Annotated in this window: 12 protein-coding genes; 5 read left to right on the forward strand and 7 right to left on the reverse strand. The window is 72.7% G+C overall.

Going from position 1 to position 14,260, the window contains the following annotated elements:
* Positions 1 to 13 precede the first annotated feature (13 nt).
* Genes Q7L73_RS01075 through Q7L73_RS01090 form a run of 4 tightly spaced genes read right to left on the reverse strand, consistent with a single transcriptional unit; the run spans position 14 to position 4,632 of the window.
* Positions 14 to 1,027: an ABC transporter permease gene (locus Q7L73_RS01075; RefSeq protein ID WP_304691235.1), complete on the reverse strand. Its 1,014-nt coding sequence runs from the start codon at positions 1,025 to 1,027 to the stop codon at positions 14 to 16.
* Entirely contained in the window at positions 1,024 to 2,058 is a 1,035-nt protein-coding gene (locus tag Q7L73_RS01080; protein WP_304691236.1) for an ABC transporter permease, read from the reverse strand. The genes Q7L73_RS01075 and Q7L73_RS01080 overlap by 4 nt, the downstream gene beginning before the upstream one ends.
* Complete coding sequence (locus Q7L73_RS01085) at positions 2,058 to 3,551, reverse strand: sugar ABC transporter ATP-binding protein (RefSeq protein WP_304691237.1); 1,494 nt, start codon at positions 3,549 to 3,551, stop codon at positions 2,058 to 2,060. The genes Q7L73_RS01080 and Q7L73_RS01085 overlap by 1 nt, the downstream gene beginning before the upstream one ends.
* A 10-nt stretch (positions 3,552 to 3,561) precedes the next feature.
* A complete protein-coding gene (locus tag Q7L73_RS01090; protein ID WP_304691238.1) occupies positions 3,562 to 4,632 on the reverse strand; it encodes an ABC transporter substrate-binding protein in 1,071 nt (356 codons plus the stop codon).
* Between the two features lie 230 nt (positions 4,633 to 4,862).
* On the opposite strand from Q7L73_RS01090, the gene Q7L73_RS01095 reads away from it, so the two are divergent.
* The 3 genes from Q7L73_RS01095 (at position 4,863) to Q7L73_RS01105 (ending at position 5,921) form a co-directional block, all read left to right on the forward strand.
* Positions 4,863 to 5,333, forward strand: a complete 471-nt coding sequence (locus tag Q7L73_RS01095) for a cupin domain-containing protein (RefSeq protein WP_304691239.1) — start codon at positions 4,863 to 4,865, stop codon at positions 5,331 to 5,333.
* Positions 5,334 to 5,409: 76 nt separating this feature from the next.
* Positions 5,410 to 5,607 carry a hypothetical protein gene (locus Q7L73_RS01100; RefSeq protein WP_304691240.1) on the forward strand — a complete coding sequence of 66 codons (198 nt, stop codon included), beginning with the start codon at positions 5,410 to 5,412 and terminating at the stop codon, positions 5,605 to 5,607.
* Positions 5,601 to 5,921: a type II toxin-antitoxin system PemK/MazF family toxin gene (locus Q7L73_RS01105; protein WP_304691241.1), complete on the forward strand. Its 321-nt coding sequence runs from the start codon at positions 5,601 to 5,603 to the stop codon at positions 5,919 to 5,921. The genes Q7L73_RS01100 and Q7L73_RS01105 overlap by 7 nt, the downstream gene beginning before the upstream one ends.
* A 129-nt stretch (positions 5,922 to 6,050) precedes the next feature.
* Here the strand turns inward: Q7L73_RS01105 and Q7L73_RS01110 are convergent, their stop codons facing one another.
* Positions 6,051 to 10,430, reverse strand: coding sequence for an Ig-like domain-containing protein (locus tag Q7L73_RS01110; protein WP_304691242.1), 4,380 nt, complete (start codon positions 10,428 to 10,430; stop codon positions 6,051 to 6,053).
* A 283-nt stretch (positions 10,431 to 10,713) separates the two neighbouring features.
* Between Q7L73_RS01110 and Q7L73_RS01115 the strand changes: the two genes are divergently transcribed.
* Positions 10,714 to 11,928 (forward strand): MFS transporter, encoded by a 1,215-nt coding sequence (locus Q7L73_RS01115; protein ID WP_304691243.1) that lies wholly within the window; start codon positions 10,714 to 10,716, stop codon positions 11,926 to 11,928.
* Here the strand turns inward: Q7L73_RS01115 and Q7L73_RS01120 are convergent.
* Positions 11,876 to 12,775, reverse strand: coding sequence for an MBL fold metallo-hydrolase (locus tag Q7L73_RS01120; RefSeq protein ID WP_304691244.1), 900 nt, complete (start codon positions 12,773 to 12,775; stop codon positions 11,876 to 11,878). The two genes, Q7L73_RS01115 and Q7L73_RS01120, sit on opposite strands and share 53 nt — an antisense overlap.
* Positions 12,772 to 13,494: an acetoacetate decarboxylase family protein gene (locus Q7L73_RS01125; protein ID WP_304691245.1), complete on the reverse strand. Its 723-nt coding sequence runs from the start codon at positions 13,492 to 13,494 to the stop codon at positions 12,772 to 12,774. Before Q7L73_RS01125 ends, Q7L73_RS01120 begins: the two co-directional genes overlap by 4 nt.
* 123 nt (positions 13,495 to 13,617) lie before the next feature.
* Between Q7L73_RS01125 and tmk the strand changes: the two genes are divergently transcribed.
* Entirely contained in the window at positions 13,618 to 14,244 is a 627-nt protein-coding gene (tmk, locus tag Q7L73_RS01130; RefSeq protein ID WP_304691246.1) for a dTMP kinase, read from the forward strand.
* Positions 14,245 to 14,260: the final 16 nt, after the last annotated feature.

The following is a 14,260-nucleotide window of genomic DNA, read 5'->3' on the forward strand; positions in this document are numbered from 1 at the left end:
CCGCCGGCGATTCTCAGCGCCCAGCACTGCCGGACCCCCGTCCGGACAAGCGGCGATTCACCAGCATCATCCCGATCAGGACGGCGCCCTGGACGACGTACTGGACCGCCGAGTCGACGTTCAGCGTCTCGAGGATCGTCGTCAGGAAGACGAGCACCGCGACGCCGGCGAACGCGCCGGCGAGGCGGCCGATGCCGCCGCTGAAGGCGACGCCGCCGATCACCGCCGCCGCGACCGTCTGCAGCGTGTAGCTGTCCGCGCCCGAGACCGACGGCGAGCCGGTGTAGGCGGTCAGCGCGACGCCGGCGATCGCGGCGCAGATCCCGCTCAGCACGTAGGCGCCGACGACGTAGCGCGAGACCGCGACGCCCGACAGCCACGAGGCGCGCGGCGAGGCGCCGGCCGCGTAGAAGCGGCGGCCCCAGGTCGTGCGGTAGAGCAGGAACGCGACGACCGCCCAGACGGCCAGCCACAGCACCAGCCACCAGGGCAGGATCGAGCCGAAGACCTTCGCGTCGGCGGCCGACTGCAGGCCGGGTGCGACGCCGCCCTTCGGCTGGCCCTCCGTGTAGACGTAGTAGCCGCCCTGCACGATCGTGCCGACCGCGAGCGTCGCCAGCAGCGGCGGGATCTTCGCGCGCGCGACCAGCAGGCCGTTGACGAGGCCGACGAGGCCGCCGGCCGCGAGCGCGACCGCGATCCCCTGCACGATGTTGCCGTCCTGGCCTCTCATCTGCGCCGAGGATGTGACGGACGCGAGGTTCATGACGGGGCCGATCGAGAGGTCGAGGCCGCCGGACAGCAGCACGACCGTCTGCCCGATCGCGGCGATCCCGAGCTGCGCGTTCTGGCCCAGGATCGTGAGGATCCGCTGCGGTTCCCAGCCGCCCGGCGTCGCGACCGCGAAGGCGGCCAGCAGCGCCAGCGCGAGCGCGTAGGAGACGAGCAGCTCGCGGCTGCGCAGCAGCCTGCGGCGGAGCGCCCCGCGCCGCTCGCTGCGTTCGGGCGGAGCGGTGACGGCGCTCATCTCGCACCGTCCTTGTCCGCGCCGGCGCCCTTGCGCCAGCCGCCGCGCGCCATCGTCAGCAGGCCGCTTGGCCGCCCGGCCGCGTGGTAGGCGGCAAGCGTCGCGATCAGGATCACGCCCTTGGCGATGTACTGCCAGTAGGAGAAGACGCCGGCGAGGTTGAGCAGGTTGTCGGTCAGCGCCAGCAGCAGCACCGCCGGGATCACCGCCAGGACCGAGCCGCGGCCGCCGGTGACGGCGATCCCGCCGATCAGCGCGGCGGTGATCGCGTCGAGCGCGAACGGGTCGCCGACGTTCGGGTCGCCGGAGTAGATCCGCGCGACCAGCGCGAGCCCCCCGAGCGCGGCGAACAGGCCGGAGACGGAGTAGGCGATCAGCAGCGTGCGGCGGACCGGCAGGCGCGCGCGGCGGGCGTGGCCCTCGTCGCCGCCGACGGCGAACAGCGCCCGGCCCCAGCGCGTCTCGGCGCTTGCCAGCCACAGCAGCGCGACGCCGGCCAGCGCCAGCAGGAAGGTCAGCGGGACGTGGCCGAAGACGGTCGTCAGCGGCGTCAGCAGGTCGGCGGGGACGACGCCGCCGGGCTGGCCGAGCACGAGCAGCGCGACGCCTCTGAAGATCGCCATCGTGCCGAGCGTCATCACGAGCGGGTTGACGCCGGAGACGACGCCGACCCCGTTCAGCAGGCCGCCGGCGATCCCGACGGCGAGCACGATCGCGACGACCGCACCGGCCGAGCTGGAGGAGGCGGCCGCGAGCACGGTCGCCAGCGACATCATCGAGCCGACCGAGAGGTCGATCCCGGCGGTCGTGATGACGACCGCCTGGCCGGCCGCGACGAGCAGCAGCGGCGCCATCTGGAACAGCAGCGACTCGACGTTGGTCGAGGAGCGGAACGGCTCGGAGACGACGGCCGCGACCACGACCGCGAGCGCCGAGACGAGCGTGATGAACAGCGCCGGCTTGAGCCCGGCGAGGGTCGTGGTGCCGAGCGGGGTGGAGCGCCGCGCGGTCGCGTGGGTCAGCGCGCTCATCACGCCGCCCCGGCTGCAAGGGTCATGATCTCTTCCTCGGTGGCGGAGTGCCCGGGCACGCTGCCGCGCACGGCGCCCTCGTACATCACGTGGATCTCGTCGGCGAGCCCGATCAGCTCGAGCATGTCGGTCGAGACGAGCAGCACGCCGACGCCTCTGTCGGCCAGCTCGCGCAGGACGCCGTAGATCTCGGCGCGGGCGCCGACGTCGACGCCGCGCGTCGGGTCGTCGAGCACCAGCAGGCGCAGGTCTCTGACGAGCAGCCAGCGGCCGAACAGGACCTTCTGCTGGTTGCCGCCCGACAGCTCGCCGACGCGCTGCTCCAGCTCCGCGAAGCGCAGTCTGAGCCGCTCGACGACGGGCTGGATCGCGCGCTTCTCGTTGCCGTTGTCGAGCAGGCGGGTGGGGTGGAGGCGATGGGCGGCGGCGACCGTCAGGTTCTCGGCGATCGACAGCGGCAGCATCAGGCCGGAGGTGCGGCGGTCCGGCGGCACGAACGCGACGCCGGCGGCGATCGCCTCGCGCGGGCTCTTGAAGCCGCCGTTCGCGCGGGTGGAGCCGTCGAGCACGAGGCGCCCGGCGCGCGGCTTGCGGACGCCGGCCGCCAGCTCGGCGACGACGTGCTGGCCGTGGCCCTCGAGGCCGGCGATGCCGACGATCTGGCCGGGGCGGATCGCGAAGCTGACCTCGCGGACGCCGTGGCCGCTGACCTGCTCGAAGCGCAGGACCGGCTCGGCCTCGGGGCGGTCGGCGGAGCGCTCGGGGTAGAGCTGCTCCAGCTCGCGGCCGACCATCGAGGCGACGAGCGACTCGCGCGTGTAGTCCGCGGCGGGGCCGGCGCCGACGAGCGCGCCGGAGCGCATCACGGCGATCTCGTCGGCGAAGCGGAAGACCTCTTCGAGCCGGTGCGAGACGAAGATGACGGAGGTGCCCTGCGCCTTCAGCCGCTCGGTCGCGGTGAACAGCAGGTCGACCTGGCTCGGCTCCAGCGACGAGGTCGGCTCGTCGAGGATCAGCAGGGCCGGATCCAGCGCGACGGCGCGCGCGATCTCGACCAGCTGCTGCTCGGCCGGGCTGAGCCGCTCGACGACCGTGTCGACGTCGAGCGCGACGCCGATCCGGTCCAGCGCCGCGCGCCCGTCGGCGCGCAGCCTGCGGTTGTTGACGGGGCCGCCGGGGAACAGCCGCGGCTCGCGGCCGAGGCCGAGGTTCTCGGCGACCGTCAGCAGCGGGAAGAGGCTCAGCTCCTGGTGCACGACCGCGACGCGGCCGTCGACGGCGACGCTGCCGGAGCCGGGCTTCAGCTCGCCGGCCAGCATCGCCATCAGCGTCGACTTGCCGGCGCCGTTCTCGCCCATCAGCGCGAGCGTCCGCCCGCGGCCGAGCGTCAGCGAGACGCCTCTGACCGCGTGCGTCGCGCCGAAGCGCTTGTCGAGCTCGTCGCAGACGAGCGTGTACGGCGACCCCGTGGGGCCGCCGTGCGCGCTGCTCACGTCGATCGGCTCAGCGATCGAAGAGCGCTCTGATCTGGGCATCGTCGAGTCTCGTGTCGACCCAGAAGCTGTCCGGCAGGTCGGTGCGGACGTATCTGTCGAGCGTCGAGCTGGTGATCGGCGCCGGGTTGACGAGGTTGACCTTTCTGACCTCGTCGCCTCTGAGCAGGTTGAGCGTCTGCGTCAGCGCCTCGGAGCCGACCCACGTCGGGTTGACGACGCCGATCGAGTCGAAGCTTCTGTCGCCGCTTCTGGCGAGTCTGTCCCAGACCTTCATCAGGCCGTTGTTGTTCTCGCCCGTCATCGGCACGAGCGGGTGGCCGGCGGCTCTGAACGCCTGGATCGCGCCGAGCGTCATCGCCCCGCCCTGCGACCAGACGCCGTCGACGTCGGGGTGGGCGGCGAGCATGTTGGAGACGGCGGTCTTCGCTCTGGCGGTGTCCCAGGCGGCGTGCGCGTCGGCGACGACCTTGATGTCCGGGTATCTGTCGAAGACGTCCTTGGCGCCCTTCCAGCGGAGCGTGTCGGTCGAGAAGCCGGGCAGGCCGTTGAGGACGTAGATGTTGCCTCTGCCGCCGAGCTTGTCGACGAGCCACTCGGCGCCGGTTCTGCCGAAGACGACGTCGTCGGCGCGGACCTCGGCGGCCGTGTCTCTCGTGTCCGCCTGGGCGGCGACGAGGATCACGGGGATGCCAGCGCGGTTGGCCTGCTGGATGACCGGGACGCTCGCCGACGGCGAGATCGGGGTCATGATGATCGCGTCGACTCTGCGCGAGATCATCGACTGGACGTTGGAGATCTGCTTCTGGACCTGGTTGTCCGACTGCGTGTAGACGACGTTCTCGATGCTGTCTCTGTTGCGCTCGACAGCGGCTCTGAACTCCTCGGCGAGCTGGGTCGACCAGCTGTTGCCGAGCCAGTAGACGTCGTAGCCGATCGTGAATCTGCCGGTCGGGTCGGCTCTCGTGGTCGCGGCTCCACCGCCGGAGGAGGACGAGCTGCCGCATCCAACGGCGGTCAGCGCGACGGCGGCGACGGCGGCGACCAGGGGCAGGCGCCGCCGCAGGGGCGTGAACAGCATGGGTCTCTCGGTCTCCCTCACGGTGTGGAGCCGCCGCGGTGCATCGGGGAATGGGGACGGCGGCCCCGTTCGACGGAACGTGAGGCGAAAGTATCCACATGACAAGTCGACTAGTCAAGTAGTCGACTGCGCCATTTGGTCAAAGTCGTCTGGACATCTGCACGAAGCCTCTGCCGGCGTGCGCACGAGCGCACCCTCGCGCGCGCCGCGGCGGCCGTAGGCTCCCGCGCATGAGCTACACCGTCCTTTCCGCCGCCGACGCCTTCTGGCGCCCGTCGAACCAGCTCGGCGTCCTCAACACGGACCTCGCCAAGCAGCTCGGCGCGACCGCGATGGGCGCGCGCATGTGGCACCTGAGACCGGGCCAGGCGTCGACCTGGCACCGCCACGGCGAGGAGCAGGAGCTGTACGTCGTGCTGGAGGGGACGGGCCGCGTGCGGATCGGCGGCGGCGCGGCGGAGGGCGAGGCCGGCACCGCGGAGGTGGCCGGCGCGGAGCGCCTCACGCTCCCGCCGCTGTCCGCCCTGCTGGTCCAGCCGCGGACGCTGCGCCAGGTCTTCAACGACACCGATGCGGACGTCCTCTGGCTCGTCGTCGGCGCCCCGCCCGAGCCGGCCAACACGCTCGAGATGACCCCCGAGCGGCTTGCCGACATGTACCCCGAAGGCCCCAGATCGCTTCCGCCCGAGCTGCGCGGCTGACCCCTCAGATCTGGGGGCGAAAAGTCACAGATAGTTGGTGTTGAGCAGGCCTTTCTCGCGGCGTAGCCTCGTCAGCATGACCGAGATCGCCACCTCCGCCGCCCCGCCGAGCGCCCCCACCGCCGAAGAGATCGCCGCCTGCAATCCCGAGTGGGACGAGGAGCTGGCCCGCGAGTACCGCGAGGCCTACACCCGCATACCCGAGACCGAGGAGGAGCGCAGGTGGACCGCCGTGGCGACCCGCGCAGCGATCCTCGCCGATCCGCCATGGTGAGCCGCGGCGACATCTGCTGGATGGATCGGCCGGACATCGGTCGTCGTCCGGCATGCGTCCTCACGCGCAACGAGGCGATCCCGGTGCTCACGAAGGTGACGGTCGCCATCGTGACCAGCACGATCCGCGGCAACAAGACCGAGGTCCACCTGACGCGAGAAGACGGCGTCTCGCGCGACTGCGTGATCAGCCTCGACAACCTCTTCACCGTCGAGCGCGATTCGCTCGAACGCCCGATAGCCCACCTCTCGGCGACGAAGATGATCGAGGTCTGCCGGGCGTTGGACCATGCCGCCGGCTGCGGCCGCCGCTGAAGAAGAAGCAGGGCGGCCGCAGCCGGGGGATGGTTGCCGTGGCGCTGCCTCCCGTCAGCGCCAGGGCATGCGCCGTCCCGCCGGCCCGGAGGAGAGAAGGCCGGCGGGACGGGAGCTTGGTGCGGTGGGTCAGTGCACGATGAACGAGCTGCGGCTGGCGATCCGCGAGCCGAAGACCCGCGTCCGCACGACCAGCTTGCCGCTGCCCGACGGCGCTCTCACGTGCAGCGTGTAGGCGCCGGTGCGGCGGTTGACGAGCGTCTTGCCGGTCGTTCTCAGCAGCGGCGATCTGCGGCAGGCCGCTGCGCCCGCGCCGCCGTAGGCGCGGATCCGCGTCACTCTGCCGAGCCGCGTCAGGTCGACGCGGCCGCTGATGGTGACGGTCGTGCCGCGCACGCTCACGCCGGTGACGACGTTGGCGCGACGCAGCCGCACGACCGGCGAGCGCTTCGTGCCGACGACCGCGCGGTAGCCGGCCGCGAGGCGGGCTCTCGCCGTTCTCGGGGCCGTCACGACGACGCGGAAGGCGCCCTTCGAGCTGCTTCTCGCGCTGCCGACTCTCTTGCCGGAGAGGTCGACGATCGTGACCGTCGTCCCCGGCGCGAAGCGGGTCAGGCCGGCGACCGTCACGCGCGTGCCGCGGAGCGTCACGTCGGTGAGCACGACGTCGCCGCCGAAGCACTGCTGCAGGACCGTGCCGAACTGGCCTGGATCGGTGATCGGCAGGGCGCCGTCACCGCCGCCGGGGTTGGTCGGATTCGTGGGGTTCGTGGGATTGGTCGGGTTTCTGGGCTCGTCGGGCGGGTTGACGACCGGCGCTCTGCGCGTGTACGGGGTCGACGGCGTCGTGGCGCTGTTGCCGGACGCGTCGGTCTGCACGACGCGGATGCTGTAGTCGCCCGGCGTGTCGGGCATGTCGACCGTCGCCGTGCCGCCGCTGGCGACCGGGACTCTGAGGACGACGTTGCCGTTCCCGTCGAGCACCTCGATCACGGCGGTCGCCGCGTCCGGGGCGCGTCTGAACGTGACCGTCAGCGCGTCCGGGTTGTCGCCGGTGACGGTCGGCGCGGGGCCGGCGTCGGGGGCGACGGTGTCGAGCGTGACGGTCGTCGCCGGCGTCAGCGAGGCGATCCCGTTTCTGTTCTCCTGCCGCACCTGGACGGTGTAGTCACCGTCGAGGGCCGGGAGCGTGATGCCCGCGCTGCTGCCGGCGACCGGCACGCTCGCGACGAGGTTCCCGCCTCTGTCGTAGACGAGGATCGTCGCGGTCGTCGTCTCCGGGTCGCGCGTGAACGAGACCGTCCGCTCACGGCTGTTGCCGGCGCCGGTCACGGTCGGCGCCGGGCCGGGCACCGGGGCGCCGCGGTCGAGCGTCGCGCCGGTGCCGGGCGTCGTCGCGCTGTTGCCGGCGGCGTCGGTCTGTCTGACCTGGATCGTGTAGTCGCCGTCGACGTCCGGCAGCGTCACTCTCGCGCTGCCGCCGGCCGGGACGGCCACGGTCGCGACGACTCTTCTGTTCTGGTCGAGCACCTCGACCTGCACGCTGGCGGCGTCCGGGGCGCGGGTGAAGCTGACGTCGCGGTCACGCGAGGTCACGCTGCCGGTCACCGTCGGCGCCGGGCCCGGATCGGGCGCGGCGCGGTCGAGCGTCACCGGGGTCGCCGGCGAGTCGGCGACGTTGCCGGCGTCGTCGGCCTGCTCGACGCGGATCGTGTAGTCGCCGTCGAGGTCCGGCAGCGTCACCGTGCCGGTCGAGCCGGTCGCGACCGGTGCGGATGCGACGACGCTGCCGCCTCTGTCGAGCACCTGGATCGTGACTCTGGTGGCGCTCGGGTCGCGCGTGAAGTCGACCGTGCGGTCGCGCGCGTTGTCGGCGCCTCTGACGGTCGGCGCGGGGCCGGCGTCGGGGGCGGCGCGGTCGAGCGAGATCGCCGTCGCCGGCGTCGTCGCGCTGTTGCCGGCGGCGTCGCTCTGTCTCACCTGGACGGAGTAGTCGCCGTCGGCGTCGGGCAGTCTGATCGCGGCGCTGGAGCCGGACGGAACCGGCACCGTGTCGATCACTCTGCCATCTCTGTCGAGCAGCTCGACCGACACGTCGGTCGCGCTCGGGTCACGCGTGAACGAGACGGTGCGGTCGCGGCTGTTGCCGGCGCCGGTGACGGTCGGCGCGGGGCCGGCGTCAGGCGCGACGCGGTCGAGCGTGACGCTCGTCGCCGGCGAGGTGGCGCTGTTGCCGGCGTCGTCGGTCTGTCTGACGCGGATGCTGTACGTGCCGTCGGCGTCCGGCAGTCTGATCGAGCCGGTGGAGCCGGTCGGGACCGTGACGGTGTCGATCACTCTGCCGCTTCTGTCGAGCACCTCGATCGCGACGGTCGACGCGCTCGGGTCGCGCGTGAAGTCGACCGTGCGGTCGCGGTCGTTGCCGGCGCCCGTGACGGTCGGCGCAGGGCCCGGATCGGGCGCGACGCGGTCGAGCACGATGCTCGCGGCCGGGGAGGTCGCGCTGTTGGTCGCGGCGTCGGTCTGTCTGACGCGCACGCTGTATCCGCCGTCCGTGTCGGGCAGTCTGATCGAGCCGGAGGAGCCTGACGGCACCGTCACGGTGTCGATCACGGCGTTGCCGGCGTCGAGCACCTCGATCACGGCGCTGGTCGTCTCCGGATCGCGCTGGAACGAGACCTCGCGGTCGCGGCTGGTCGAGGGGCCGGTGACTGTCGGCGCCGGGCCTGCGCTCGGCGGGACGCGGTCGAGCGTCACCGGCGTGCCGGCGCTGACCGCGCTGTTGCCGGCGAGGTCGGCCTGTCTGACGCGGATCGTGTAGGCGCCGTCGGCGTCCGGCAGCGTGATCGTGCCGTTGTTGCCGAGCAGCACGGTCGAGGTCGCGACGACGGTGCCGGTTCTGTCGAGCGCCTCGATCGTCGCGGTGACGGTCGTCAGGTCGCGGTCGAACGTGACGCTGCGGTCGCGGCTGTTGCCGGCGCCCGTGACGGTCGGCGCGCCGCCCGCGCTCGGCGCGGTCGTGTCGAGCGTGACCGGGTCGCTGAGGACGGTCGCGGCGTTGCCGGCGGCGTCAGTCAGCGTCAGCCGCACGCGATAGTCGCCCTCGGCCACGCCGAGCTGGACGACGGCGGTGCCGCCGAGCGCCGCGACCGGCGCGCCGACGTCTCTGCCGCCGCTGTCGATCACCTGCGCGGTGGCGGCGACGACGTCGCCAGGCACGACGAAGCTGACGTTGCGCTGCGTGGAGGAGGAGACGGCCGGCGTCACTCTCAGGTCGACGGCGCCGGTCGCGGGCGCGACGCGGTCGAGCACGGCCGGGACGGTCGAGCTGGTCGAGGTGACGCCGTTGGTGTTCGTGCGCACGACGCGGACCTGGTAGGTGCCGTCGGCGTCGGGCAGCACGATCGCGACCGAGCCGGTTCTGGCCGTGTCGTCGACGGCGTCGAGGACGGTCGTGCCGGTCGCGTCGAGGATCTCGACTCTCGCGTCGGTGACGTCGCCGGCGCGGTCGAACGTGACGGTGCGGTTGCGGCTGTTGCCGGCGCCGGTGACCGTCGGCGGCGCGTTGCTGGGCGCGGCCGGCGCGACGAAGGTCGCGTCGTTGGTCTGGACCGTGCCGTCGGCGTTCTGGGCCGTGACGCGGTAGTGGTACGTCGAGCCCGCGGTCAGACCGGCGAGCGGGACGGTGAAGGGCTGCGAGCCGGTGCCGTTGACGGTGACCGGCGTCGTGGTCGTGCCGTAGGAGGCGGTGAGGCCGTAGTCGACGGTGACCGAGGTCAGCTGCCCGGCCGGGTCGACGGCGCCCTCGATGCGGGGCGCGCCGGTGCCGGGGAAGTTCGCGGTGAGGCCGGTCGGCGGCTCGAGGTCGACCAGTCTCAAGACGACGTTGTCGAGGTCGACGTTGCCGGAGGTGACGGCCGAGACGGCGGTCGAGAGCGCGACGCCGAGCTGGATTCTGTAGGTGCGGCCGTTGACGATCGTCCCGGGCGGGATCGTCGCCTGGACGGTGCTGAAGCTGGAGGAGGCGGCCGTCAGCGGGACGGACGCGATCGCTCTCGTTCTGGTGCCGTCGGCGACGTCGACGAGCGTCATGTCGAGTCTGACCGAGCCGATCGCGAGCAGCGAGGCGATCTGCGGACGCACGTCGACCGACAGCGTGCCGGTGTCCGTCGTGGTGGCGACGAACGACGGCGAGGTCCAGTTGATCGTCGTGGTGGAGAGGACGCCGAGCAGCGTGCCGAAGCTGTCGCGCAGGTAGCCGTCGCCCGCGCCGCCGGCGCCGCCGGTCGACTGGTAGGTCGGGTTGGCGGACGGGCAGGTCACGCCCGGTATGCAGACGAGCCCGTTGTAGTCGACGGCGCTCGACCAGCCACCGTTGGTCGTCGCGAAGGTGCGTGCTTCCGCTGGCGACGGTTGAATCGTCACCTGGGCGGCCGAGGCCGTCCAGGTGTGTGCGGCGAGAAGCGCGAGCGCGACCAGCGCGACGCGAACCGCGTACCTCCGTGACATGAAGTTCTCCCTAGTCGTCTGTACCCCTGCGATGACGGAGCCCGGCCTGCCCGCCGGTTCCGCCCTGCCTTCACATCGGCAGACGATGGCACGCGGATTACCGGATTATGGGTGTCCATGCGCCAAATTATTTGATTGTCGAACTCATGCTTTGAGGGAGAATCGCTAATGCTGCACAAACCTCATCATCGATTTGCGCGGCGGGCGCACGCCGCGCCGTGCCCTGCGATGCGTGTGCCGCTGCGCACAGTGCCGCCCTTGAGGGCGCGAGTAAGTTAGATCTGTGACGAACCGGCACCTCCACCCGCGGCTCGTGCTGCTGCTCGCGCTCGCCTGCGGCATCGCCGTCGCCAACCTCTACTACGCCCAGCCGCTGCTCGACACGATCGCGAGCAAGCTCGGCACCTCCAGCGGCGTCGCGGGGCTCGTCGTCACCTTCTCGCAGGTCGGCTACGCGGCCGGCCTGCTGCTGCTCGTCCCGCTCGGCGACCTCGTCGAGCGCCGCACGCTCGTCGTGCGCCTGCTGCTGCTGTGCGCGGTCGCGCTCGCCGGCTGCGCGCTGGCGCCGTCGATCGGCCCGCTGGCGCTCGCGATCGCCGTCGTCGGGCTGACCTCGGTCGTCGCGCAGGTGCTGATCCCGCTCGCCGGCGACCTCGCCGCCGACGACGAGCGCGGCAAGGTCGTCGGCACGATCATGAGCGGGCTGCTGATCGGCATCCTGCTCGCCCGCACCGTCTCCGGGTTCGTCGCCGAGCTGGCCGGCTGGCGCGCGATCTACGTGCTCGCCGCCGTGCTGATGGTCGCGCTCGCGTTCGCGCTGCAGCGCGCGCTGCCGGTCCTCGGCCCGCGCACGCAGAGCAGCTACGGGCAGGTGCTGCGCTCGGTCGGCACGCTCGTGCGCAGCGAGCCGCTGCTGCGCCTGCGGATGGCGTACGGGATGCTCGGCATGCTCACCTTCACGCTGCTGTGGACGGCGCTCACCTTCCTGCTCAGCGGCGCGCCGTACCACTACTCCGACGGCACGATCGGCCTCTTCGGCCTCGCCGGGCTCGTCGGCGCCTTCGCAGCGCAGGGCGCCGGGCGGCTCGCCGACCGCGGTCTCGCGCGCGCCGCGACCGGCTGCTTCTGGGCGGCGGTGCTCGTCGGCTGGCTGCTCGCCGACCTCGGCGGCAGCTCCGTGATCGCGCTGATCGCCGGCCTGCTGATCCTCGACGCGGGCGTGCAGGGCCAGCACATCACCAACCAGTCGGTGATCTACTCGCTGCGGCCCGACGCCCGCAGCCGCCTCACGACCGCTTACATGACCGGCAACTTCACCGCCGCCGCGGTCGGCTCCGCGCTCGCCTCGGCGCTCTGGGACGTCGGCGGCTGGGGGCTGATCAGCGGCGTCGGCGTCGGCACGACGGTCGTCGCGCTCGGCCTGTGGGCGCTGGAGCGGCGGCGCGTCAGCGCGCCCGATCGGCCCGCGGCAGTGCAGCCACAGCCGCATCGCGGCTGACCGCGGCGATCTCGCGCGGAACCTCGCCGAGCTTCACCTTCGCGGTGAACGCCAGCTCGCTCCCGAGCGGGCGGAAGAAGTCGTCGTAGTGGGTCGGCACGACGACCTGCGGGTCCAGGCGCGGCAGCACGCGCTCCCAGTAGCGGGGCGTCACGCTGCGGCCGGCGACGCCGGCCAGGAAGAGGTCGACCGGCTCGCGTCTCAGCGCTGCGTCGTCGAGGTCGGCGCTGCCCTGGTGGTAGAGCGAGCTGCCGCCGACCTCGATCCGGATCCCGTAGACGGCGCCGCAGCGGTAGGCGCCGCAGCGCAGCCCGTCGAGCGCCTCGCAGGTGAGCGGACCGTCCATCGGCACCTTGCGGCCGAACAGCAGTCTCGAATGACGGCTGGGGGTGAAGGAGACGACGAACGGCCCCAGTTCGTAGCGGCGGTAGTGCTCGACCTCGACGGCGAGCCGGCCGAGGCCGTGCAGCCGCATCAGCGCGCCGAGCGAGTCGGAGCCGTAGGCGGGCGCGTCGTGGCGGGCGCAGATCGCCGGGGCGTCGACCGCGTGGTCGAAATGCGTGTGGCCGACGAGCACGCCGACGACCTTCGCGCTGCCGCCGTCGCCCGGCTGCAGGTGGCGCTCGACCAGCTCCCGGCGCGGGAGCGCGACCTTGCGCAGCAGCAGCTCGCGCAGGCTGACACGCGAGACGTACGGGTCGATGAAGAGCGAGGCGCCCTCGTAGGTCAGGCGGTAGCCGGAGACACCGAGCCAGGTGACCTCGAGGCCGGGCGGGAGCGGGAGCGGCGTGCGCTCCAGCTCCGCGAGCGCGGCACGCTGCTCGGCCGTCTCGGCGGCGCGGCTCATCTGCGCGGGGCGCCGAAGGACATCCGCGCGTCCGGCAGCACGACCGCCAGGTGGCGCCCGGACAGCAGCCAGCTCGGCAGCGACGGCCCGCGGCTGGCGAAGTCGATCGTCGCGAGCTGGAGCCGCCCGCGCACGCCCATCGGGATGTCCAGCTCGCGGCCGTCGGGCGTCAGCTGGATGTCGCGCAGCGGGAAGCGGACCGGCAGCCCGCGCCGCCGCGGCGTCACGGTCGCGCTGACCTCCCAGGCGGTCGGGCCGTGGGTGCTCTCGCCGCGGACGCGGAAGACGTGCCGGCCGAGCCGCTCGGGCGGGTCGGACCACTCGAACGCGGCGAGCGTCTTCGGCAGCGCCCAGTTGGCGCGGCCGCCGTGGATCGAGGCGAGCGAGTCGACCGCGATGAACGGCACGACCGCCGCCGGCAGCGGGGCGCGCGCCAGCAGCAGCGGCGAGGCGAGCACCTCGCTGTAGGGGCCGACGGGCGTGTCGAGGTAGCGGATGAAGGCGCCGATCGTCAGCGGCAGCGTGCGCTCGCCTTGCAGACGGTCCGGCAGCTGCGCGGCGGCGCCGGGCGCGGCGCGATGGAACCACAGCACCGCCTGCACGCGGGTCTCCCACGGCGCGGGGGCGGAGCTGTCGGGCAGGCGGGTGGCGAGCGCGTCGCCGAGCAGGGACTCGGGCACCCCGTCGACGCGCTGCAGCGGATTGGCGACCGTCGTCATCGCGCTAAGCGTTCCACATTGGCCAGACAGCCAGTCGCGCTTGCTCGCACGAGCCCGTCGCGACGTCCCCGGGTTGCGCGCGCGGCGCGTGCTCGTCCGCCGCCGCGCGGATAGGCTCCCGCCATGTCAGACGAGCGCGGGCGGTTCATCGTCCTGGAGGGGATCGACGGAGCCGGCACGACGACGCAGGCGGCGCTGCTCGCCGACGCGCTGCGCGAGCGGCTCGGCGTCGCGGTCGAGCTGACGCGCGAGCCGACCGACGGCCCGCTCGGCAGGCTGCTGCGCGAGGCGCTGAGCGGCCGCGCGCCGCTCGATCCGGTCACGCTCGCGCTCGCCTTCGCCGCCGACCGCGCCGATCACGTCCACAACCCGCGGACGGGGATCGAGGCCGCGCTCGCCGCCGGACACTGGGTCGTCAGCGATCGCTACGTGCTGTCGTCGCTGGCCTACAACCGCGGCGGCGCAGTCACGGCCGACTGGCTGACGGCGATCAACCGCCACGCGCTCGCCCCGGACCTGACGCTCTTCCTCGTCGTCGACCCGCAGCTGGCGCTGGAGCGGATCGCGGCGCGCGGGGGCGAGCCGGAGCTGTTCGAGACGCGCGAGCAGCTGGTCGCGATCGACCGCGCCTACCGCGAGCTGATCGGCGACGGCGCGGTCGACGGTCCGCTGCTGCCGCTCGACGGCGCCGCGCCGGTCGACGAGGTCGCGGCGGCAGTCTGGCGCGCCGCCGCGCTGACAGCCCGGTAGGTACGCCAGTACAGTT

It is taken from the genome of Conexibacter sp. CPCC 205762, from assembly GCF_030646155.1.
Classification (GTDB): Bacteria; Actinomycetota; Thermoleophilia; order Solirubrobacterales; family Solirubrobacteraceae; genus Conexibacter.